We start from the raw sequence: 19,262 nt of genomic DNA, 5'->3' as shown, positions 1-19,262 counted from the left end.
CACAAGCGTTGGAAGCTGTGCGGTCCCTGCAGGAGCTGGCTTGCCGGCGATGAGCCCAGTACGGGCGGCTGTTCAATCGAGCTTCAACTCTTTCTTCACCAGCTCCAGCAACTTGCCCAGGTCCACCGGCTTGAGCAGGAAATCCACCACTCCCAGGTGCATCACGTCCACCGCCTCCTTCACATCGGTGTCGCCCGACACCACGATGATCGACAACGCCGCCCGCTCCGACTCGCGAACCTGCCGGATCAGTTCCAGGCCATCGCTGGGCTGCATGCGCAGGTCGGTAATCATCAGTGCGATGCGCGGTTCGTAATGCAGCTTGAATATCGCTTCGTTGGCCCCATCAGCGGTCATGCACTCGATGCCTCTGCTCTTCAGGTACCACTTCAGCGCGTCACTGTTGACCGGGTTGTCATCGACAATCAACACCACCGGGCTGGGCGCCAGCGGCGCACTCACCACGGCCAATGCCTCACGTTCGGCGTCACTCAGGATGTCGTCATGCTCAACCATGGCCATCTCGTCAAAAAAATTCCGCTTCAGCAGTAGGACCGCAGTAAATGCGCAACCCGATCCACCTTTCGTCGGGTCTTTGACAGGGCCGCTCATAGACTTACGTCCAATGGGCACCACCCCGCCGCAAGCCGACCATGGAGGCAGAGAACAACATGCCCGGCACCTATATATAGATATATATAGTTCGGCATAGCGATACGGTCAGTTTCATGAGCAAAAAGGACGCCTACAGCCAGGCGGGCAGGACGGCAGTGCTGCAGAACATCCAGGGTACGTTGCAGTTCCTGCAGCGTTTTCCGCCGTTCAACCAGATGGAGCACAGCCACCTCGCCTACCTGGTCGAGCAATGCCAGCTGCGCTTCTACGCGTGCGGCGAAAGCATCGTCAAACCGGCTGACGGCCCGGTCGAGCACTTCTACATCGTCAAGCAGGGGCGTGTGGTCGGCGAACGCCAGCACCTGGTCAAACCCGGTGTCGAGACCACCTTCGAAATCACCAGCGGCGAATGCTTCCCGCTGGCCGCGCTGCTGGGCGAACGGGCGACCCGCACCGAGCACCTGGCCGGTGAGGACACCTTCTGTCTGCAACTGAACAAGGCTGCATTCATCCGCGTGTTCTCGATGTCGGAAGTGTTTCGGGATTTTGCACTGCGCGGGGTCAGCAGCCTGCTCGATCAGGTCAACCAGCAGGTGCGTCAACGTGCCGTTGAAACCCTTGGCACCCAGTACTCGCTCAACACCCCCCTGGGTGAACTGGCCATGCGCCACCCGGTGGTGTGCAGTGCCGACACGCCCCTGCGCGAAGCCGTGCGGTTGATGCACGAGCAACAGGTGGGCAGCATCGTGATCGTCGATGCGCAGCGCTACCCTACTGGCATCTTTACCCTGCGTGACCTGCGCCAGGTAGTGGCCGCTGCCGATGCCGAGCTTGGTGCACCCATCGAGCGCCACATGACGGCCAGGCCGTTCTACCTCAGCCCCACGGCCAGTGCCTTCGACGCGGCCATGGCCATGACCGAACGGCATATCGCCCACGTGTGCCTGGTTGAAAACCGGCGCCTGTGCGGGGTAGTTTCAGAGCGTGACCTGTTCTCCCTGCAACGGGTCGACCTGGTGCACCTTGCGCGCACCATTCGCCATGCACCGCGCCTGGAGACGCTGGTCTCGCTGCGCGGCGAAATCAGCCAGCTGGTCGAGCGCATGCTCGCCCACGGCGCGTCGTCCACGCAGATCACCCAGATCATCACCTTGCTCAACGACCACACCGTGTGCCGGGTGATCGAGCTGGCACTGGCCGAGCGCGGCGACCCTGGTGTGCCGTTCAGCTGGCTGTGCTTTGGCAGCGAAGGGCGACGCGAGCAGACCCTGCACACCGATCAGGACAACGGCATCCTCTTCGAGGCCGCCGACCGCGCCGAGGCCGACGCCATTCGCGCCCGCCTGTTGCCGCTGGCCCAATACATCAACCAAAGCCTGGCCCAGTGTGGCTTTACCCTGTGCAAAGGCGACATCATGGCCGGCAACCCAGAGCTGTGCCTGTCGCGCAGTGAGTGGGCGCGACGCTTTGCCGGTTTTGTCCGCGAGGCCAGCCCGGAGAACCTGCTGGGTTCAAGCATCTATTTCGACCTGCGCGTGGTGTGGGGCGACGAGCAAGGTTGCGAGCAACTGCGCCAGGGCCTGCTCGAGCAGGTGGCCGACAACCGCATCTTCCAGCGCATGCTGGCCGAGAACGCCTTGCGCCAACGCCCGCCCGTGGGCCGCCTGCGCGATTTCGTCCTGACCCGCCAGGGCAACGACAAAGCCGCCACCCTGGACCTCAAGGTCCAAGGCCTGACGCCCTTCGTCGATGGTGCCCGGCTGCTGGCCCTGGTCAATGGCGTCGGTGCGTGCAATACGCTGGAACGCTTGCGCCAACTGGTGGCCAAGGGCGTCATCGAGCCACTGGACGGCGCCGCCTATGAAGAGGCCTACCACTTCATCCAGCAAACCCGCATGCAGCAGCACCAGCGCCAGGCCCGCGCCAACCTGCCGTACTCCAACCGGCTCGACCCGGACAGCCTCAACCTGCTGGACCGACGCATCCTGCGCGAGTCCCTGCGCCAGGCGCAGCGCCTGCAAAGCAGCCTGGCCCTGCGGTATCAGCTATGAGCCTGTTCGCCTGGCTGCGCCCGAGTGCGCCCGAACTGGCCCCCGCCATGCGCCAGCGCCTGGCCCGGTTGTCCAAACCCGCGCCGCTGGGGGTGTGCACCTTGCGCGAGCAGCGCTGGGTGGTGCTGGACCTGGAAACCAGCGGGCTCAACTTCAACCGCGACCAGGTGCTGTCGATCGGGGCCGTGGCCATCGAGGACGGTGCGATCGATTTTGCCCAGCAATTCGAACGCACCCTGCATCGGCCATTGCAGAAAACCAACGCCAGCGTGCTGATCCATGGCCTGGGGCCGAGCGCCCTGGCTGCCGGTTGCGACCCGGCCGAGGCGTTGCTGGACCTGCTCGATTTTATTGGCGACAGCCCGGTGCTGGCATTTCACGCGCCGTTCGACCAGCGCATGCTGGGCCGGGCGCTGAAGGACAGCCTGGGTTATCGCCTGCAATCGCCGTTTCTGGATGTTGCCGAGCTGGCGCCGATGCTCAACCCCGACACAGTACTGCGCGAGGCCGGGCTGGATGACTGGGTGGCGCGGTTTGGGCTGCAGGTGGATGAGCGCCATCATGCCAGCGCCGATGCGCAGGTGACTGCGGAGCTGGCGCTGATTCTGTTCAGCCAGGCGCGGCGGCAACAACTGGACAGCCCGTTGCAGCTGGAGCAGCGGTTGCGCGGGTGGCGGCGGCGCAAGGTCAGCAATCATGGCCTGTAAATATTCATCGGCAGAACCGGCCTCATCGCCGGCAAGCCAGCTCCCACAGATATTGCAAAAAGCCCGACATCACGCGCTCCCTGTGGGAGCTGGCTTGCCGGCGATGATGGCAATCCGATAAGCGTCCATTGCACCCACCCCCCTCCCTCTGCAACAATCGCGAATAATTATCGTTAGTTAATACATACGTTCCAGGGGGACGCTGCTTGTCTTCTGCACACAGCCCACACGCCGATCTGGTCGGTGCACTGTACCGCGACCACCGCGGCTGGCTGCTGGCCTGGCTGCAACGCAGCATGGCCTGCCGCCAACGTGCCGAAGACCTGAGCCAGGACACGTTCGTGCGCCTGCTCGGCAGAGAGCAGCTGGACACGCCTCGCGAGCCCCGCGCCTTTCTCGCCGCCGTGGCCAAGGGGCTGATGTTCGACCACTTCCGCCGCGCCGCGCTGGAACAGGCCTACCTGGCCGAGCTGGCACTGATCCCGCAAGCCGAACAGCCCTCCCCTGAAGTGCAACACCTGATCCTCGAAGACCTCAAGGCCATCGACCGCCTGCTCGGCAAGCTTTCCAGCAAAGCCCGCGCAGCGTTCCTGCACAACCGCCTGGACGGCCTGGGCCATGCCGAAATCGCCGAGCGCCTGGGCGTTTCGGTTTCGCGGGTGCGCCAGTACATCGCCCAGGGCATGCGCCAGTGCTATGTGGCCCTGTATGGGCAGCCGACGTGAGCAACGCGCCGGTTTCATCACGGGTGCTGGAAGCCGCCATCGCCTGGAAACTCAGCCTGGACGACGCCAGCGGCACGCCCGACGAACGCGGTGAGTTCATGCGTTGGCATGCGGCCAGCGAAGAGCACGCCCGCGCCTGGCGCCAGCTCGGTGCCATGGACCAGCGCGTCAGTGTAGCGGCCGGCCCGGCCCGCCAGGCCCTACTGCAGTCTCGCGTCGGCCTGCGCCGGCGGGTTGCCAAGGCCGGCGGCGGCCTGGCCGGCATGTTGCTGCTCGGCTCGCTGCTGGCCTGGGTTGGCGCACCGGCGCTGGCACCCAGTTACTGGCTGGCCGATCAGCGCACCGCCACCGGCGAGCTGCGCACCCTGCGCCTGGAAGACGGCACGCTGCTGAGCCTTAATACCCACACCGCCGTGGACATCGACTTCCAGGGCGAGCAACGGGTGATCGTGCTGCATCAGGGCGAGATTTCGGTCGAAACCGGCCATCACGACCCTCGCCCGCTGCTGGTACGCACCGACGATGGTCGGCTGCGGCCACTGGGCACGCGCTTCCTGGTGCGCCGCGAAGCCAGCGGCACACGCCTGGAAGTGCTGCAGGCGTCCGTCGCTGCCAAGCCCCTGAACAGTGGTGACGAACAGGTGTTGCGCGAAGGCCAGCAGGTACTGATGGACGCCAACGGCCTGGGCCTGGTCGGCCAAGTGCCAGCCGGTGCCGATGCCTGGACCCGCGGCATGCTCGTGGTGGACAACGTGCGACTGGGCGACCTGCTGGCCACATTGGGCAAGTACCGCAGCGGCTACCTCGGGGTAGATGCCAAGGTGGCCGACCTGCGCGTCACCGGCAGCTTCCCACTGACCGACACCGATTTGGCACTGGCATCACTGGTGCCGGCATTGCCGGTGAAGATCGAGCGGCATACCCAGTGGTGGGTGACCGTCACTTCCAAGTAAACCTGTACTGGCCTGTTCGCGGCGGTTCGACGCTTCGATAAACCCGCTCCACGTCAATCTCACCGCATTTGAAATCGAGATGTCCCTGTGGGCACGTGTTCACCCGCGAAAGGGTCGGCACATGCGCTGATCAACTTTAAATAATTCTCAACATTTTTCAGATTCACCCTGTCACTTTTCAATTCTCGCTCGGCAAGGAAGCAGCAAGCACTTACCCGTCGAGGAACCGCCGCATGTCCCGTGCCGTTGATCGTATCCTGCGCCCCAGCCTGATGGCCCTGGCCATCGGCCTTGGCGCCTCGTTGGCCAGCCCTGCCCTGTTCGCCGCCGAACAATCCGCACCGCGCGCCTACGATTTGCCCAGCGCTCCTTTGGCCACCACGCTCAACCAGATCGCCAGCCAGGCCGGCATCGCCCTGGCCATCGACCCAGCCCTGGTCAACGGCCGCACTTCGGCCCCGGTAAGCGGCCGGTACGACGGCCTCGGCGCCCTGCAAGCCGCCTTGGGCGGCACCGGCCTGCAGCTGCAGCAGAGCAGCGTCGGCAGCTACAGTCTGGTGGCGGTTCCGGATGGCAGCCTGGCATTGCCGGAAATCACGGTGAATGCGTCCAGCGCCAGCGAAAGCGCCTGGGGCCCGGTCGAAGGCTATCTGGCCAATCGCACTGCCGCCGGCACCAAGACAGACACCGCGCTGGTCGAAGCACCACGCTCAATCTCGGTTGCCACTCGCGAGCAGATGAAAGACCGCGGCGTGCACAGCCTGGATGACGCCGTGCGCTATATGCCAGGGATCGTGTCCGCCAGCTTTGGCAGCGACACGCGCTATGACTGGATGCGTGTGCGCGGCTTCGAGCCCACCCAGTTTCTCGATGGCCTGCCGCTGCCACGCGGCGTGTACGCCAACCCGAAAGCCGAAACCTGGAACCTCGACCGCCTGGCGCTGCTGCGTGGCCCAGCGTCCTCGGTCTATGGCCAGACCCCGCCCGGCGGCCTGCTGGACATGGTAAGCCGCCGTCCGCAGGCAGAAAGCGAGCACGAAATCGAACTGCAGTACGGCAGTGACAATCACCGTCAGATCAACTTTGCCAGCACCGGCAAGATCGACGACGAGGGCCGCTTTCTGTATGGCGTCAGCGGTGTGATCCGTGACAGCGGCTCGCAGATCGATCACATCGACAACAAGCGCTACAACATCGCCCCAAGCCTGACCTGGAACATTGACGAAGATACTTCGCTGACGCTGCTCACCCAGTTCACCCGCGACGATACCGGTGCCACCAGCCAGTTCCGCCCCATCCAGGGCACCAAGATCGACATGCCGTTCGGCAAGATCTCCCACCACAAGAACCTGGGTGACCCGGACTACGAGTTCTACGATCGTACCTACTACGCGCTTGGCTATGCCTTCGAGCACCGCATCAACGACGTCTGGCAGTTCCGTCAGAACCTGCGCTACACCAAGTCGGACCTGGCGTTCCAGGCCATCACCCCCGGCAGCTATTACCAGCCCGGTGGCCCGGTACAGGACGACGGCACTGTCAGCCGAATGTCCACCAATACCGATGAAGACATCAGCCAGTTCGCGGTGGACAACAACTTCCAGGCCGACTTCGCCACCGGCGACGTTACCCACACCCTGCTGATCGGCCTGGACCATCAGCGCATCAACACCAATTACCTGTCGATCTTCGGTTTCAACGTGCCGGACAGCAACGTCAACAACCCGGTATACGGGTTGCCAATCACCCGCCCGGACCGCTCGACAGCGTTTTATGACTACAACCAGAAAACCCGTCAGACCGGGCTGTATGTGCAGGACCAGATGGCGCTTGGCAACTGGCGCCTGACCTTGGGTGGGCGGGAGGACTGGGTGCACACCGGCACCAAGTTCTTCAACCAGGGCGATGCCACCAATACCCAGCGGGACAAGAAGTTCAGCGGCAACGCGGCCATCAGCTATGTGTTCGATTCGGGCTTGGTACCGTACCTTTCGTATGCCGAGTCATTCCAGCCGACCAGCAATGCCAATGCGTCGGCCACGCAGTCTTTCAAACCCACCGAAGGCAAGCAGTGGGAGCTGGGGGTGAAATACCAGCCGCCGGGTTCCAACACCCTGCTGTCGGCAGCCGTGTATGACCTGACCCAGAAAAACGTCTCGGTGACCGACACCGTCGGTGGCGTGACCATCACCAGCCAGACTGGCGAAGTGAAAGTCCGGGGGTTGGAGCTTGAAGCGGTTTCCGACGTTACCGAGAACCTGAAGGTGATTGCCGCCTACACGCTGGCCAAGTCCGAAGTGCAGAACGGCGACTTCAAAGGCAACCGCCTGCAGCTGATGCCGAACCAGCAGGCCTCGCTGTGGGGTGACTACACCTGGCACTCGGGCGTACTGGACGGCTTCGGCATCGGCCTGGGTGCGCGCTATACCGGGAACACCTACGGCGACCAGGCCAACACCTACCTGGGCAAGGCCAATGCCTACACCGTGTTCGATGCCTCGGTGCACTACGACCTCGGCCGCCTGAACAGCAGCCTCAAAGGCGCGTCGGTCGCGGTCAACGCCACCAACCTGCTGAACAAGGACTACATCTCTACCTGTGACTCGTACTACTGCTACTACGGCGACGAGCGAAGCGTTGTTGCTAGCGCCACCTACAAGTTCTGAGTGAGCGGGGCCGCTTTGCGGCCCAATCACCGGCAAGCCAGCTCTTGCAGGTACAGCGCAAGCCTCTGGCCATGTGCCCCCCTGTGGGAGCTGGCTTGCCGGCGATTGGGCTGCGCAGCAGCCCCTCGATCCAACAGAAAAAATCGGTACCGTGATGAAAAGCCCAACCATCCGCCGCTGGTCCGCGATCCACACCTGGAGCAGCCTGGTCTGCACTCTGTTCCTGCTGTTGCTGGCACTCACCGGCCTGCCGCTGATCTTCCACCACGAACTCGAACAGCTGCTCGGCGACGCGCCTGAACTGCGCCAGATGCCGGCAGACACCCCGCACCTCGATCTTCAGCAGCTGGTGCTCAAAGCCGAGCAGCATCGCCCCGGCGAGGTCATGCAGTACTTCGGTTACGACGAAGACGAACCCAACGGCGTGGTCGCCATCACTGCCGCTACCGCCGGCACCGACCCCAACCTGTCCCACACCTTCATGCTCGACGCCCGCACTGGCGAAGCTGTAGCGATGCCAGCGGCCAACGGCGGCTTCATGATGCTCATGCTGCGCCTGCACGTAGACATGTTTGCCGGTCTGCCCGGCAAGCTGCTGCTGGCCTTCATGGGCGTGCTGTTCATCGTAGCGATCGTCTCCGGCACGGTGCTCTATGCGCCGTTCATGCGTCGCCTGGAGTTCGGCACGGTACGCCACGACAAATCCCGGCGCCTGCGCTGGCTCGACCTGCACAACCTGATTGGCGTGGTGACCCTGGCCTGGGCGTTGACGGTAGGCGTAACCGGCGTGATCAGTGCGCTGTCTGACCTGGTCATCGCCGCCTGGCGCAATGACAGCCTGGCCGCCATGGTTGCGCCTTATCGTGACGCCCCACCGCTCACCCAACGCGCCCCTGCAACCCGCCTGCTGGACATTGCCGCACAGGCCGCCCCCGGCATGCGCCCGGACTTCATAGCCTTCCCCGGGACGCGCTTTTCCAGCGAGCACCACTACGCGGTGTTCATGAACGGCGCCACGCACCTCAGTTCGCACCTGTACACACCGGTGCTGATCGATGCCCGCACGCTGGCGGTCACGGCGGTCGGCGAGCGCCCCTGGTACATGGACGCCATGGGCCTGTCGCAACCGCTGCACTTCGGCGATTACGGCGGGCGGCCGATGCAGATCCTCTGGGCCGTGCTCGACGTGCTGACCATTGTCGTACTGTGGAGCGGCCTGTACCTGTGGTGGGGCAAACAGCGCAGACCCAAAGGAGCGCGGGCATGAGCCACAAATCGCAATCGACCTGGCAGATTTTCGCCTGGCCGGCACTGCTCGCGCTGTTGGCCGCGCTCGGCCTGTTCGCGGCGCTGCTCGGTGACGGCTGGTGGGACACGCTGTCATGGCTCGGCCTGGGCATTCCGGTCTGGCTCAGTGTGCGGGGCATGAAACGCCGCTGAGGTAGCCGGGTAACACATCGCCCCGGCCGCCAGCCTGCAGCATGGTCCGCTTTCAGAGCAGGACACGGACCATGACCACACCACAACGCTTTCGAGTGCTGGATGAGCGCCTGACAGCGCTACTGCCAGTAGCAGGCAGTGTAGAAAATAGCCTGGACCAGTGCCTGGGGCAGCTGTTCCCGGGCCTGGGCATTACCGCACGCACGCTCTACTTCGACACCTACAACCTGCTGACGCTGACAGGTTTTCACCTGTTCGATGGTGGCACCTTCAAGCTCCCCGCAGGAAGCCGGCCAAGCCACGCCGAGCATCAGGCCCTGAGCCTGCCCGTTGGTTTCAGTTCACGCATCGACCGCTTCTGCCGCACCATTCGCCAGGAACTACACGCCCGACTGGCCGCAGATTGGCAAGCGCGCGACGCCACAGGCCTGACCCGTATCGTGCGACTCGCCTCGCTGCGCAGTGACCAGTTCGAAGCCGAAATGCGCTTGCGCAGCACTGACCAGACGCTTTCCAGCGAACATATCCAGTTGCTCAGAACCTGCCTGGAACTACCGCTGCCCTGGCAGCGCAGGCATTTGCCGCTGCATTCACGCCCACAGCTGTATCGCCCCTTGCTGACTGCCACCGAACCCAACTGGCGCAACCACATACCCGGGCTCATGGTACTCACTGAGCACGGCGCAGAAGGCCAGCTGCTGGACCAGCATGGCAAAGTCGGCCGTACCCTTCTCTGTAGTGTGGCGCACGGTGTGGAGGCCTTTGACAGCCTTGCCGAACTGCATCAAGAGCTTTGTGAACGCCTGGAGGACCCGCAGCAAAGCGAACATCTGCTGGCATTGCTGGCTACCCCCGAGCAAAAGCAACGCGCTCGTCAGGCCGAGCAGCTGCGCTATGACTGGTACCCCGAGGAGTTGGTGCAGTTTCAGGCATTTGCCATCCGCGACGCGCAGCTGGCACGCCTGACCCATGCCTGGCATCACAGTTGGAAACAAGGCCTGCAACGCAACGTCGAGCAACTCGACAGGGCATTGGCTGACGCACTGGACATACGCCCCCAGGTCGGCAGCGTCGGGCCGCTCGCCACACGCTACGGGCTACTGCTTGAAAAGCACCTGCCCAACTGGTTGCGTACCACCTCGCAACAAGGCGTGACGCATATCATGCAGGCGCTGCAGCAACAGGTGGCAGCGATCCAGGGAGCGGCGGCACCCGGGATTCTCACGCTGGGGCAGTTCAACCAGCAACACTCGCTGCTGAACTGGGTAAACGAGAGGCTGCAGGAATACCTTCAACGTGACCCAGGGCTGGATATCCACCCCCGCGACATCTTTGTCAGCGTAACGGTTGCGCGCCAGACAGGCCCCTTGATCAATCCGCTCCCCACTGCGGGCGCCACGGGTTACATCCCGGTAGCCAGCAGGCCTATCGTGGGCGACACCATCAAATTTGTTCGGCACACCTACAGGCTCGACGAACTGGCGCTGCTGAACATCGCCTGGTTCGAAGTCGACTACTGGCTCACGGCAAAGGTGCACCTGCACGATGGCGAAGCGTTGCCTGCCCTTACACCCTCCAGGGTCAGGCAGATGGTGCGGCGGCTGAATGCTGGAACCGGCTATCAGGCTTATCTACGTACCCAGTTGCTCGACTCACCCGAAGGCGAGTGGCGGCAGTGGGCGCACGGGGAACTGAACCGCACCCGCATGAACGCCGAGGCGGTCAAAGGGCGCTACGCCGGGCATTTTCTTGTGGATACTTTCGAGCAGGGCTACGGCTGGGCCAGCACAGTGATCAACGCACCCGACAGCCAGGCGCGCCCTTATTTCAACAACGAGCAGCGCGTGGACGTACAGCAGTTGCTCATCCAGGAGCAGACGTTGCAAGGCGTGCTGTTGCTGGTATCGCCCCTGAACTCCAAGCGCATCGTGGTGTATGCCCCGGACGCTCCCGACCGCCGCTACTGGCGTGAATATGCCAACGCACGCGGGCTGATGCGAGCGATACGCAACGATCAGCGCCTGCGCAATTACGTCGCCCAGCGCCTTCCCCGTGCCAACCGCGATAACATCGAGAAGCTCCTGGTCAAGGGGCGCCTCGGTTCACACGTACGACAGCAGACCATCACCGGTAACCTCTATCATGCAGCCTACCGCGCAGAGGTCCATAACCTGATGGCGCAAACTGACGCTGCCACCCGCAGCAACGAGGAATTGCTCGGCACATTTTCGATCAACGTGCTGCGGTTGTTGCTCGACATCGTTACCCTGGTACTGCCACAACGCCAACTCATGGCGCTGGCCTTCGGGCGCATGGGTATCTCGATCTGGGATGGTTTCGAAGCGTTCAACGAGGATGACCACGAAGATGCGCTTCATCACGCCATTGCCGCCCTCAGTCATGCCACCGAAGGGCTGAACACGCTCGCGGGCTCCGGCATGATGCGCCGCGTGTTGCGCGGCATGCCCAGGCCACCTTCGGTACCGCTGCCGTCCCGCTACCAGGCCAGGCCAGCCGAGGCAAAGATACGCTATCTAATCGATGGGGCGCACGGCGAAGCGGTGTACGAGCAGGCTTCCGCGAGCTCGGGTTTGTCCCTTTACTACGTCAAGGACTTGCAGGGCCGCTACTTCAACGTCAGCTTCGATGGCAGCCGCTGGCGTGCGACCGACCCCAAGCAGCCGCTCGCCTACCTCAAGCTGCCGATCAAACGCCGCCTTGACCAGACCTTGGTCGTCGACTCGCCGTTGCTCTGGTACGACGGCCTGCCCGACCTGAATCAGCTGCTGGGGGCGTGCCAACCGGAAACGCGCCTCACCGGCTCAGCGATCGCTGCGGAGCCAGAAGTGTTCGAGACGCAGGGCGTGCCGTTTTTGCAACTGGGCAGTCAGCAGGTGAACGTGCGGCACCACCCCCTGGCCGGACATTACCAGCTCGCGATCCCCGAGCACATGCAAACCAACGTGCCGATCTGGGCGGTGCTGCGCCGGCAGGAAGGGCAATGGCGAATCCGCGTGCGTCAGCCAGGACGCAGCAGCGACTGGCTGACGCTGCCTGCGGATTATTCGGCCAGCTTGGGCAGCAGTCGGTCGAGCCGCTGATGCAGCGCGCTGCCGCTCGGCCAGTTGCGCAGCAGCCGTGCTCGATCACGGGCATAGGCCGGGGCGAAGCTGAGCTGGGTGGCGTGCTGGCACATGGCGTCGAGATCGATCAACGACCACCGACCGTTGTCCCAGAACAGGTTATGGCCCTTGAAGTCGCCATGACTGATGCGCTCGCGGATCAGTTGCTGCATCACCCGCACCAGGGCATCGACCTGCTCTTCGGGCGCGTCGCCGTTTTCCACATAGGGTGCGAAACACGCGGTCAGGTCCGGGCCATCGACGTACTCGGTAACCAGGTAGGCCCGACTGCGCAGGCCCACCACCCGTTGCTCCAGTACCGCCAGCGGGCGCGGGGTAGCGATGTCGAGAAACTCCAGGCGATGGCCTTCGATCCACGAGTGCCAGGCCCGGCTCGGGCGCCAGAAGCGTTTGAACCAGTGGGCGGTGCTCTTGATGTTGTAGCGTTTGAGCACCAGTTGACGGCCATCGACCTCGATGCGCGCAACACTGGCGGCACCACCGGTCTTGAACAGGTGGCCTTTGTCGATCAGCGCATCGGCCTGCTCCAGCACCGGCAGCATGGCGTCGACCTCGGTGCGACGGATCGCCCGCAGGCCCGACAGGCTGCGTTCAACACTGAACAGGCTGCACTCGCGGCCGGCCTTTTCCAGATAATCCTTCTGCCGCCAGCTGCGCACCTTGTCCACCTGCTTCTGCAAGGCTTCCAGCGGCAGGGCGTGTTCGGCGTTGGCCAGCAGGTAATGCACCAGCAACTCTTCGATGAAGGGTTCCAGGCGCTTGGGCAACTGGGCGAAGAACACGCCGAGGTTTTCCAGTACGCGCGGGCGTGACAACTGCTGGCCGGGCGTTTCGGCCTTGATGCCGGCGCCATCGATCAGGTACAGCTTGCCGCCATGACGCAGCAGGTTGTCCAGGTGCAGGTCTTCTTGCCACAGGCCCTGGGCGTGCATGTGCGCCACTGCAGTCAGCGCTTCGCCCAGCACCAGGTGCTGTTCGTCGGCCAGCACCGGCAGGTGCTCTACGCCAGCCCAGGCATCAGCCAGGCTTTCGGCGCCGTCGAGGAACTCGAACAACAGCCAGCCGCCCTCGCCTTCCTTGAGGCCGTCGGCCAGCAGCTTCGGCGTGGTCAGGCCCTGCTCAGCCAGCAGCTTTACGCCTTGCAACTCACGCTGGAAGTGCCGGGCCGCATGGCTGCCCACCAGCAACTTGGCCAGCACCGGGGTGCCACGCCACACGCCAGCCCCCACATAGCGCTGGCCCGGCAACACACGCAGCAGGCTGAGCAGTTGCAACTCGGCGCTGCCGGCGGCATCGGCCAGGGTGATACTCAGGGGCAATGCAGGGCTGCGCCCGGCCCTTTTCAGTTCAGACAAACGCATCAGCGGGCCTCTTTTTCACGACGGCGTTGCGTCAGGCGTTGCAGCCAGGTGTCGACCAGCCGGCCATCGGCAGGCTGTGCCAGGTAGGTGGCCAGCAGGGTGCGGATATCGGCTTCGCCCCACGCCCGGGCACGACGCAGCAGCGGCTCCAGGTCCTTCAGGCGGTCGCGCATGCCAAACAGCAGCGGCCGGGTTTTTTCCAGGTCGATCAGCTGCGCGTCCCAGCCTTCGCGGCGCTGGCGCAGGAAGATGTGCTTGGGGTAGAAGCAGCCATGCACCTGGCCGGCGCTGTGCAGCGTGCGCGCCAGCTGGCCACAGGCCTGGAGGATGCCGTTGCGCTCGGCCCCGCCCAGCTGTAGCCATTGGGCCAGCAGGCTGTCGAGGTCGGCCCATTCGTCCAGGGCGCGGGTCATCAGGATGGCCCGGTGCTTGCCGGCCTGCTTGCGTTCGCCATAGAACACCGCCTGCAAGGCGGGAATGTGCAGTTTCTGGTAGCGGCTGATATTGCGGAATTCGCGGGCGAAGGTGGGTTCGCCAAAGGGCCGGTGCAGGGTACGGGTCAGGTAGTCGCTCTGGCGCTTGAGGTAGTAGCCCTTGCCTTCGAGTTCCAGCCTGTACACGCTGCTCCAGCCGCCGCGGCCGGTGTTGGGTTCGTCCACGGCATCCAGTTGCAGCGCCCACAGCGCCTCGAAGTCGTCCAGGCCATGGCGTTTGAGCAGCGCGACGTCCGCGCTGGCCAGGTAATCGGTCATTCCCTTCCCTCGAAAAAGCCCAATACCTGGCGAATGCGCTTCTTGTCACGCACATTCAAGCGGTCGCGGCCACGGTATTGCAGGTAGAAGCGCAGGCGCTGGGTAGCGGTGAGGTGGTATTTGGCCACTTTGTCCAGGCAGGCCAGGTCCTTGATCATCCGGTGCCGCCACATGAAGCCGCGCCAGAAGTCGCCGGTGGGGCAGTCGATGAAAAACAGCGTGCCCTGGTCATCGACCAGCAGGTTGCGCCATTTCAGGTCGTTGTGGGCGAAATGGTGCTGGTGCATGACCCGGGTGTGGCGCGCCAGCTGGCTGCTGACATGCGCGACCCAGGCACGGTCCGCCAGCCGTGCATCGTTGCGCTCTGCCAGCGCCGACAGGTCTTCGGTGCGTGGCAACTCGCGGGTGATCATCGCACCACGGCCGAAGGCCAGGCCATCGCGCTCCAGGCCCCAGGCGACTACTTCGGCGGTGGGAATGCCCCACTTGGCGAACTGCTTGAGGTTCTGCCATTCGGCCTTGATGCGTGGCCGGCCAAGGTAGCGGCGCAGGTGCTTGCCGGCCCCGGTGTAGCGTTTGACGTAGTAGTTGACGCCGTCACGCTCGATGCGCACCACCTCGCTGAGCGGGTCGCGGGTCAGGCGTTCGCCTTGCAGGGCAAATACCGCTTCGAGGCTGCCGAAGTCCGCCGCCAGGTGTTGGTAACCCGGCGCCAGTGTCCAGCCCGCCATCAGAGTGCATCCCCGTAGCGTTGCTTGCGGTCGTAGAGTTTCTGCGCCTTGCGCTCCAGCCAGGCGAGCAGCGCGGCTTCGTCCTTCAGCACCTGTCGCAGCGGGCGCTGGAAGTAAGCGCGCAGGAAGCGCAGCTTGTCGCGTCGGGTAAGACCGATGTCCAGCGCCGAGAAATACAGCGCGGCCAGGTCCTTGTCGCGCCAGCGGCGGCTGATGGTTGCCCGGGTCTGCGCGCGGTGCAGGTCGATGACCGACAATTTGAAATCGTCCGCCGTAACCGGGCGGTCGGTGTGCAGCAGGAAGTGACAGATGTAGCAGTCGCGGTGGTTGACCCCGGCGCGGTGCATGCCACCGGTCATCTTTGCCACTTCGCCGATCAGCGCACGCTTCAGGCGCGGCTCGGGCGGCTGCCGGACCCAGTCGAGGCTGAAGTCTTCCAGGCTGACGGTCGGCGCCAGTTCCTCGGTGATGATGAACGAGTGCTGGGTGGCCGGATTGCTGCCACGCTCGCCATAGGCGACGGCGGTCATGGTCGGCACACCAACCTCATGCAGGCGCTGAATGGCGCGCCACTCCTGGCCTGCGCCGAGCACCGGCAGCTTGGCGGTGAACAGGTTCTTGAAAACCTCGCCCCAGCCGATGCCGCGGTGAATCTTGACGAAAAAGCCCTCGCCCGCGACTTCGGTGCGCAGCGTGCGGCGCCCTTCCAGCTCGCGGTACACCTCGCCTTGCAGCGCTTCGACGGCGTCGAAGGCATCACGCCCGGCCCACAGGCGCTTGAACGGTTCGGCCAGTATCAGCTTCATGCGGTCTCCTGCCCCAGGATCACATCGGCGGCATGCTGCGGCATGCTGTACAGGTCTGCCGTGTCGGCGAAGGCCAGGCCATTGCGCGCCCAGTCGGCGCGGGCCTGCGGGTCTTCGAGCATGCGCTGCAGGTAACTATTGAGCTGTTCCTGCTCGAACGGTTCGTCCAGCACCAGGCCGCAGTCGGCCTCGGCGATGTAATGGGCATAGCCGCACACCCTGGACACCAGCACCGGCAGGCCAGCCACCAGCGCTTCGAGCAGCACCGTGCCGGTGTTTTCGTTGTACGCCGGGTGAATCAACAGGTCGGCGCCCAACAGGAAACGCGGGATATCGCTGCGGCCCTTGAGGAACTGCACCTGGTCGCCCAGGCCCAGTGTGGCGCTCTGCAGCTGGAATACCTTGGGGTCGTCCTGGCCGATCACCATCAACTTCGTGCGCTTGCGCAGGGCCGACGGCAGTGCCGCCAGGGCCTTGAGGCTGCGGTCCACACCCTTGGTCTTGAAGCCCGAGCCAATCTGCACCAGCAGCAGGTCGTCGTCATCCAGGTTGAATTCCTTGCGGAACCCGGCGCGGATCTCGGCGGCATTGGCCGGTGCGCGGCGGTCCTGGGAAATGCCTGGCGGCAGCAGGTGGAAGCGCTCCACCGGGGTGCCGTAGTGCTTGATGAACAGCGGCTGCTGCACTTCGGAAATCATCAGCACTTCGGTATGCGCGTCCTTGGCGAACACGGCACGCTCATACTCGGCAAAGTGCCGGTAACGGCCCCAGCGACGGTACAGGCCACCACGCAAGGTTTGCGCCTTGTCCTCGAAGCAGCCGTCGGCGGCGTAGTACACGTCCAGCCCGGGCATCTTGTTGAAACCGATCAGCCGGTCGACCGGGCGCTTGGCCAGGTCGGCGGCCATCCAGGCGCTGAGCTTCTCGTTGCGGCGGTGGTTGAAAATCGCCTTCACCGGCGCCACCAGCACTTCGAAGCCCGGCGGAATGTCGCCCTCCCAGATCAACGTGTAGACACGGATCTGGTGGCCCCGCTTCTGGCATTCCAGGGCAATGCGCATGAAATCACGCTGCAGCCCGCCGAAGGGGAAATATTTGTAAAGCACGAAAGCCAGTTGCATCAACGGACATCCTCAGCCAGCAGCAACGCGCTCAAGCGGCTCGCCACATGCTCGGGATTCAGGCGAGTGAAGCACAGTGGCCACTCGCGATTCAGATCGAACCGGCGCAGGTCATCGGCGCTCGGTTTGTAGGTGCACTTCTTCTGCAGGCAGGGAGCGCAAGGCCAGTCACTGGCCTGGTGAATCTGGGTCCGTCCGTAGGCGCCAGTCAGGCCCGGGTTGGTCGGGCCGAACAGCGAAATGGTGGGTACATCGAGTGCCGCCGCCAGGTGGCCAAGGCCGGTATCGACCGCCACGCAGGCCTTTGCCGCCGCCAGTACGCGAGCAACCCCGACAAGGTTCAATTTGGGGAGTACCTGGCAGTTGTTCAAGCCCTGGGCGATGCGCTCGGCGCGGGCCTTTTCGGCCGGGTTGCCCCAGGGCAGGCGCACTTCCAGCTTGCGCCGGCCCATGCGCTCGGCCAGTTCGCGCCAGTAGGCTTCGGGCCAGTGCTTGGTCACCCAGGTGGTGCCATGCAGGAACACCACGTACGGGGCGGCCGGCGGCAGTTGCAGGCGCTGCAGGTCGAGGCCGTAGTCGCCGAGGCCTTCCGGCAGGTCGTAGGCCAGGGCCATCGCGAACAGCTGGCGCACCCGCTCCACGGCGTGCTGCCCCGTGGCAACCGACAGGCGCCGGTCATAGAAGCGGCTGGCCCAGCCTTCGCGGGCCGAGTAGCGGTCCAGCCCGGCTACCGGGGCTTTCACCAGGCGGGTCAGCCAGGCCGACTTGACCAGGCCCTGGGCATCGATCACCAGGTCATATTTGCGCTCGCGCACACGCTGCTTGAACGCCTTCCACTCGCCACTCTTGATGGTTTGCCAGAGGTTTTTGCGCCAACGGCGTATCGCCACCGGGATCACCTGGTCGACCGCGGGGTGCCAGCTGGGGATTTCGGCAAAGCCTTCTTCCACCACCCAATCGAAACGGATGCCCGGGATGGCGTGGGCGGCATCGGTAAGGGCCGGCAGGGTGTGGATCACATCACCCAGCGACGAGGTCTTGATGATCAGTACCCGCACTTAGTCGACCTCGGCCACGGTATCGATCAAATCCGGGCCGCTCAGGCTGTGCAGGGCGGCAATGACTTTGCCCGGCTCAAGCAGGCGCAGGCAGTTGTAGTGGCCGAAGCGGCAGGTACGGTCGAAGCACGGGCTGCACTCGATACCGGTGCGCACCACCTCCACCTGCTCGGCCAGCGGCGGTGTGAAACCTGGCGAAGTCGAGCCGTACACCGCCACCAGCGGGCGGTTCAGCGCAGCCGCCACGTGCATCAGGCCGGAGTCGTTGGACACCACGGCATGCGCGCAGGACATCAGGTCGATGGCCTCGGCCAGCGAGGTTTCGCCGGCCAGGTTGGATGATTCTTCACGGAAACCCGGGATCAGCCGGTCGCGGATCTGCTCACCCACCGGGTGGTCGTTCTTCGAACCGAACAGCCACACCTGCCAGCCCTGGCGGATCATTGCATCGGCTACAGCGGCATAGTGCTCGGCCGGCCAGCGCTTGGCCTCGCCGAATTCGGCACCTGGGCACAGCGCCAGCACGGGGCGGTCCAGCTCCAGGCCAAACTTGGCCAGGGCGGCCTCACGGCTCTGCGCTTCGATCTGCAGGCTGGGGCGCGGGTACGGCTGCGGCAACTCGGCGCCGGGCGCATAGGCCAGGGCCATGAAGCGCTCGATCATCAGCGGGTAGCGGGCCTTGTCCAGCTTGCGCACGTCATTGAGCAGGCCGAAGCGCATTTCGCCGCGCCAGCCGGTGCGTTTGGGGATGCCGGCAAAGAACGGCACCAGCGCCGACTTCAGCGAGTTGGGCAGCAAGATGGCCTGGTCGTACTGGCCGGCCAGTGACTTGCCGATGCGCCGCCGCGTGGCCAGCTCCAGCGCGCCGTGGCCGAGCGGGAAGCTCAAGGCCTGGCGCACCTCGGGCATGCGTTCGAGGATCGGCCGGCTCCACTCGGGGGCCAGCACATCGATCACGCAGTCGGGGTGCTGCTGTTTCAGGCACTGGAACAGGGTCTGCGCCATCACCATGTCGCCGACCCAGCTGGGGCCAATGATCAGTATTCTCATGCTTAGTCCAGAAACGCTCGGGGAGGCTACAGGCTGCGGTACAGCCTGGCCTCCCCTCTTTATATTCAGGCTATGTGGCGGAC

At 64.3% G+C, this 19,262-nt stretch carries 16 protein-coding genes; 8 read left to right on the top strand and 8 right to left on the bottom strand.

Going from position 1 to position 19,262, the window contains the following annotated elements; genetic code table 11:
* Positions 1–72 precede the first annotated feature (72 nt).
* Positions 73–612, bottom strand: a complete 540-nt coding sequence (locus tag AC5O5I_RS01720; protein WP_172223019.1) for a response regulator — start codon at positions 610–612, stop codon at positions 73–75.
* A gap of 116 nt (positions 613–728) precedes the next feature.
* Here AC5O5I_RS01720 and AC5O5I_RS01715 point away from each other — a divergent pair, with 116 nt between their 5' ends.
* The 8 genes from AC5O5I_RS01715 (at position 729) to AC5O5I_RS01680 (ending at position 12,258) form a co-directional block, all read left to right on the top strand.
* Positions 729–2,666, top strand: a complete 1,938-nt coding sequence (locus AC5O5I_RS01715; protein ID WP_494511986.1) for a DUF294 nucleotidyltransferase-like domain-containing protein — start codon at positions 729–731, stop codon at positions 2,664–2,666.
* Positions 2,663–3,373: a 3'-5' exonuclease gene (locus tag AC5O5I_RS01710; protein ID WP_494511985.1), complete on the top strand. Its 711-nt coding sequence runs from the start codon at positions 2,663–2,665 to the stop codon at positions 3,371–3,373. The genes AC5O5I_RS01715 and AC5O5I_RS01710 overlap by 4 nt, the downstream gene beginning before the upstream one ends.
* 206 nt (positions 3,374–3,579) lie before the next feature.
* Positions 3,580–4,098, top strand: coding sequence for an RNA polymerase sigma factor (locus AC5O5I_RS01705; RefSeq protein ID WP_172223046.1), 519 nt, complete (start codon positions 3,580–3,582; stop codon positions 4,096–4,098).
* Entirely contained in the window at positions 4,095–5,051 is a 957-nt protein-coding gene (locus tag AC5O5I_RS01700; protein ID WP_172223049.1) for a FecR domain-containing protein, read from the top strand. Before AC5O5I_RS01705 ends, AC5O5I_RS01700 begins: the two co-directional genes overlap by 4 nt.
* A gap of 233 nt (positions 5,052–5,284) precedes the next feature.
* Positions 5,285–7,717, top strand: a complete 2,433-nt coding sequence (locus tag AC5O5I_RS01695; RefSeq protein WP_494511984.1) for a TonB-dependent siderophore receptor — start codon at positions 5,285–5,287, stop codon at positions 7,715–7,717.
* 154 nt (positions 7,718–7,871) lie between these two features.
* On the top strand, positions 7,872–8,984 hold the full coding sequence (locus tag AC5O5I_RS01690; protein WP_494511983.1) for a PepSY-associated TM helix domain-containing protein: 1,113 nt from the start codon (positions 7,872–7,874) through the stop codon (positions 8,982–8,984).
* Complete coding sequence (locus tag AC5O5I_RS01685) at positions 8,981–9,157, top strand: hypothetical protein (RefSeq protein ID WP_494511982.1); 177 nt, start codon at positions 8,981–8,983, stop codon at positions 9,155–9,157. Before AC5O5I_RS01690 ends, AC5O5I_RS01685 begins: the two co-directional genes overlap by 4 nt.
* 71 nt (positions 9,158–9,228) lie before the next feature.
* The gene (locus AC5O5I_RS01680) at positions 9,229–12,258 is read left to right on the top strand and encodes a dermonecrotic toxin domain-containing protein (protein ID WP_494511981.1); all 3,030 of its coding nucleotides are present in this window, start codon (positions 9,229–9,231) and stop codon (positions 12,256–12,258) included.
* On the opposite strand, the gene AC5O5I_RS01675 is transcribed toward AC5O5I_RS01680, so the two are convergent.
* The 7 genes from AC5O5I_RS01675 to waaF are packed head-to-tail and all read right to left on the bottom strand — an operon-like array spanning position 12,219 to position 19,179.
* Entirely contained in the window at positions 12,219–13,661 is a 1,443-nt protein-coding gene (locus tag AC5O5I_RS01675) for a lipopolysaccharide kinase InaA family protein (protein ID WP_494511980.1), read from the bottom strand. The two genes, AC5O5I_RS01680 and AC5O5I_RS01675, sit on opposite strands and share 40 nt — an antisense overlap.
* A complete protein-coding gene (locus AC5O5I_RS01670; protein WP_172231216.1) occupies positions 13,661–14,413 on the bottom strand; it encodes a lipopolysaccharide kinase InaA family protein in 753 nt (250 codons plus the stop codon). Before AC5O5I_RS01670 ends, AC5O5I_RS01675 begins: the two co-directional genes overlap by 1 nt.
* Positions 14,410–15,144 (bottom strand): lipopolysaccharide kinase InaA family protein, encoded by a 735-nt coding sequence (locus AC5O5I_RS01665; RefSeq protein WP_172231219.1) that lies wholly within the window; start codon positions 15,142–15,144, stop codon positions 14,410–14,412. The genes AC5O5I_RS01670 and AC5O5I_RS01665 overlap by 4 nt, the downstream gene beginning before the upstream one ends.
* Positions 15,144–15,950: a lipopolysaccharide core heptose(I) kinase RfaP gene (gene rfaP, locus AC5O5I_RS01660; protein ID WP_494511979.1), complete on the bottom strand. Its 807-nt coding sequence runs from the start codon at positions 15,948–15,950 to the stop codon at positions 15,144–15,146. The genes AC5O5I_RS01665 and rfaP overlap by 1 nt, the downstream gene beginning before the upstream one ends.
* Positions 15,947–17,071 carry a glycosyltransferase family 4 protein gene (locus AC5O5I_RS01655; RefSeq protein ID WP_494511978.1) on the bottom strand — a complete coding sequence of 375 codons (1,125 nt, stop codon included), beginning with the start codon at positions 17,069–17,071 and terminating at the stop codon, positions 15,947–15,949. Before AC5O5I_RS01655 ends, rfaP begins: the two co-directional genes overlap by 4 nt.
* Positions 17,071–18,129: a lipopolysaccharide heptosyltransferase I gene (gene waaC, locus AC5O5I_RS01650; RefSeq protein ID WP_172227493.1), complete on the bottom strand. Its 1,059-nt coding sequence runs from the start codon at positions 18,127–18,129 to the stop codon at positions 17,071–17,073. Before waaC ends, AC5O5I_RS01655 begins: the two co-directional genes overlap by 1 nt.
* Positions 18,130–19,179, bottom strand: a complete 1,050-nt coding sequence (waaF, locus tag AC5O5I_RS01645; protein WP_172285264.1) for a lipopolysaccharide heptosyltransferase II — start codon at positions 19,177–19,179, stop codon at positions 18,130–18,132. It abuts the gene before it with no gap.
* Positions 19,180–19,262: the final 83 nt, after the last annotated feature.

Source organism: Pseudomonas sp. 9_2_1 (assembly GCF_059295275.1).
The sequence above is the reverse complement of the archived record's forward strand: the minus strand, read 5'-3'. Positions and strand labels throughout refer to the sequence as shown.

What these genes read in the sequence shown, in the direction of transcription:
- AC5O5I_RS01720 (WP_172223019.1), bottom strand. Translation starts at nt 612, where the DNA reads ATGAGCGGCCCTGTCAAAGACCCGACGAAAGGTGGATCGGGTTGCGCA.
- AC5O5I_RS01715 (WP_494511986.1), top strand. Translation starts at nt 729, where the DNA reads ATGAGCAAAAAGGACGCCTACAGCCAGGCGGGCAGGACGGCAGTGCTG.
- AC5O5I_RS01710 (WP_494511985.1), top strand. Translation starts at nt 2,663, where the DNA reads ATGAGCCTGTTCGCCTGGCTGCGCCCGAGTGCGCCCGAACTGGCCCCC.
- AC5O5I_RS01695 (WP_494511984.1), top strand. Translation starts at nt 5,285, where the DNA reads ATGTCCCGTGCCGTTGATCGTATCCTGCGCCCCAGCCTGATGGCCCTG.
- AC5O5I_RS01690 (WP_494511983.1), top strand. Translation starts at nt 7,872, where the DNA reads ATGAAAAGCCCAACCATCCGCCGCTGGTCCGCGATCCACACCTGGAGC.
- AC5O5I_RS01685 (WP_494511982.1), top strand. Translation starts at nt 8,981, where the DNA reads ATGAGCCACAAATCGCAATCGACCTGGCAGATTTTCGCCTGGCCGGCA.
- AC5O5I_RS01680 (WP_494511981.1), top strand. Translation starts at nt 9,229, where the DNA reads ATGACCACACCACAACGCTTTCGAGTGCTGGATGAGCGCCTGACAGCG.
- AC5O5I_RS01675 (WP_494511980.1), bottom strand. Translation starts at nt 13,661, where the DNA reads ATGCGTTTGTCTGAACTGAAAAGGGCCGGGCGCAGCCCTGCATTGCCC.
- AC5O5I_RS01670 (WP_172231216.1), bottom strand. Translation starts at nt 14,413, where the DNA reads ATGACCGATTACCTGGCCAGCGCGGACGTCGCGCTGCTCAAACGCCAT.
- AC5O5I_RS01665 (WP_172231219.1), bottom strand. Translation starts at nt 15,144, where the DNA reads ATGGCGGGCTGGACACTGGCGCCGGGTTACCAACACCTGGCGGCGGAC.
- rfaP (WP_494511979.1), bottom strand. Translation starts at nt 15,950, where the DNA reads ATGAAGCTGATACTGGCCGAACCGTTCAAGCGCCTGTGGGCCGGGCGT.
- AC5O5I_RS01655 (WP_494511978.1), bottom strand. Translation starts at nt 17,071, where the DNA reads ATGCAACTGGCTTTCGTGCTTTACAAATATTTCCCCTTCGGCGGGCTG.
- waaF (WP_172285264.1), bottom strand. Translation starts at nt 19,179, where the DNA reads ATGAGAATACTGATCATTGGCCCCAGCTGGGTCGGCGACATGGTGATG.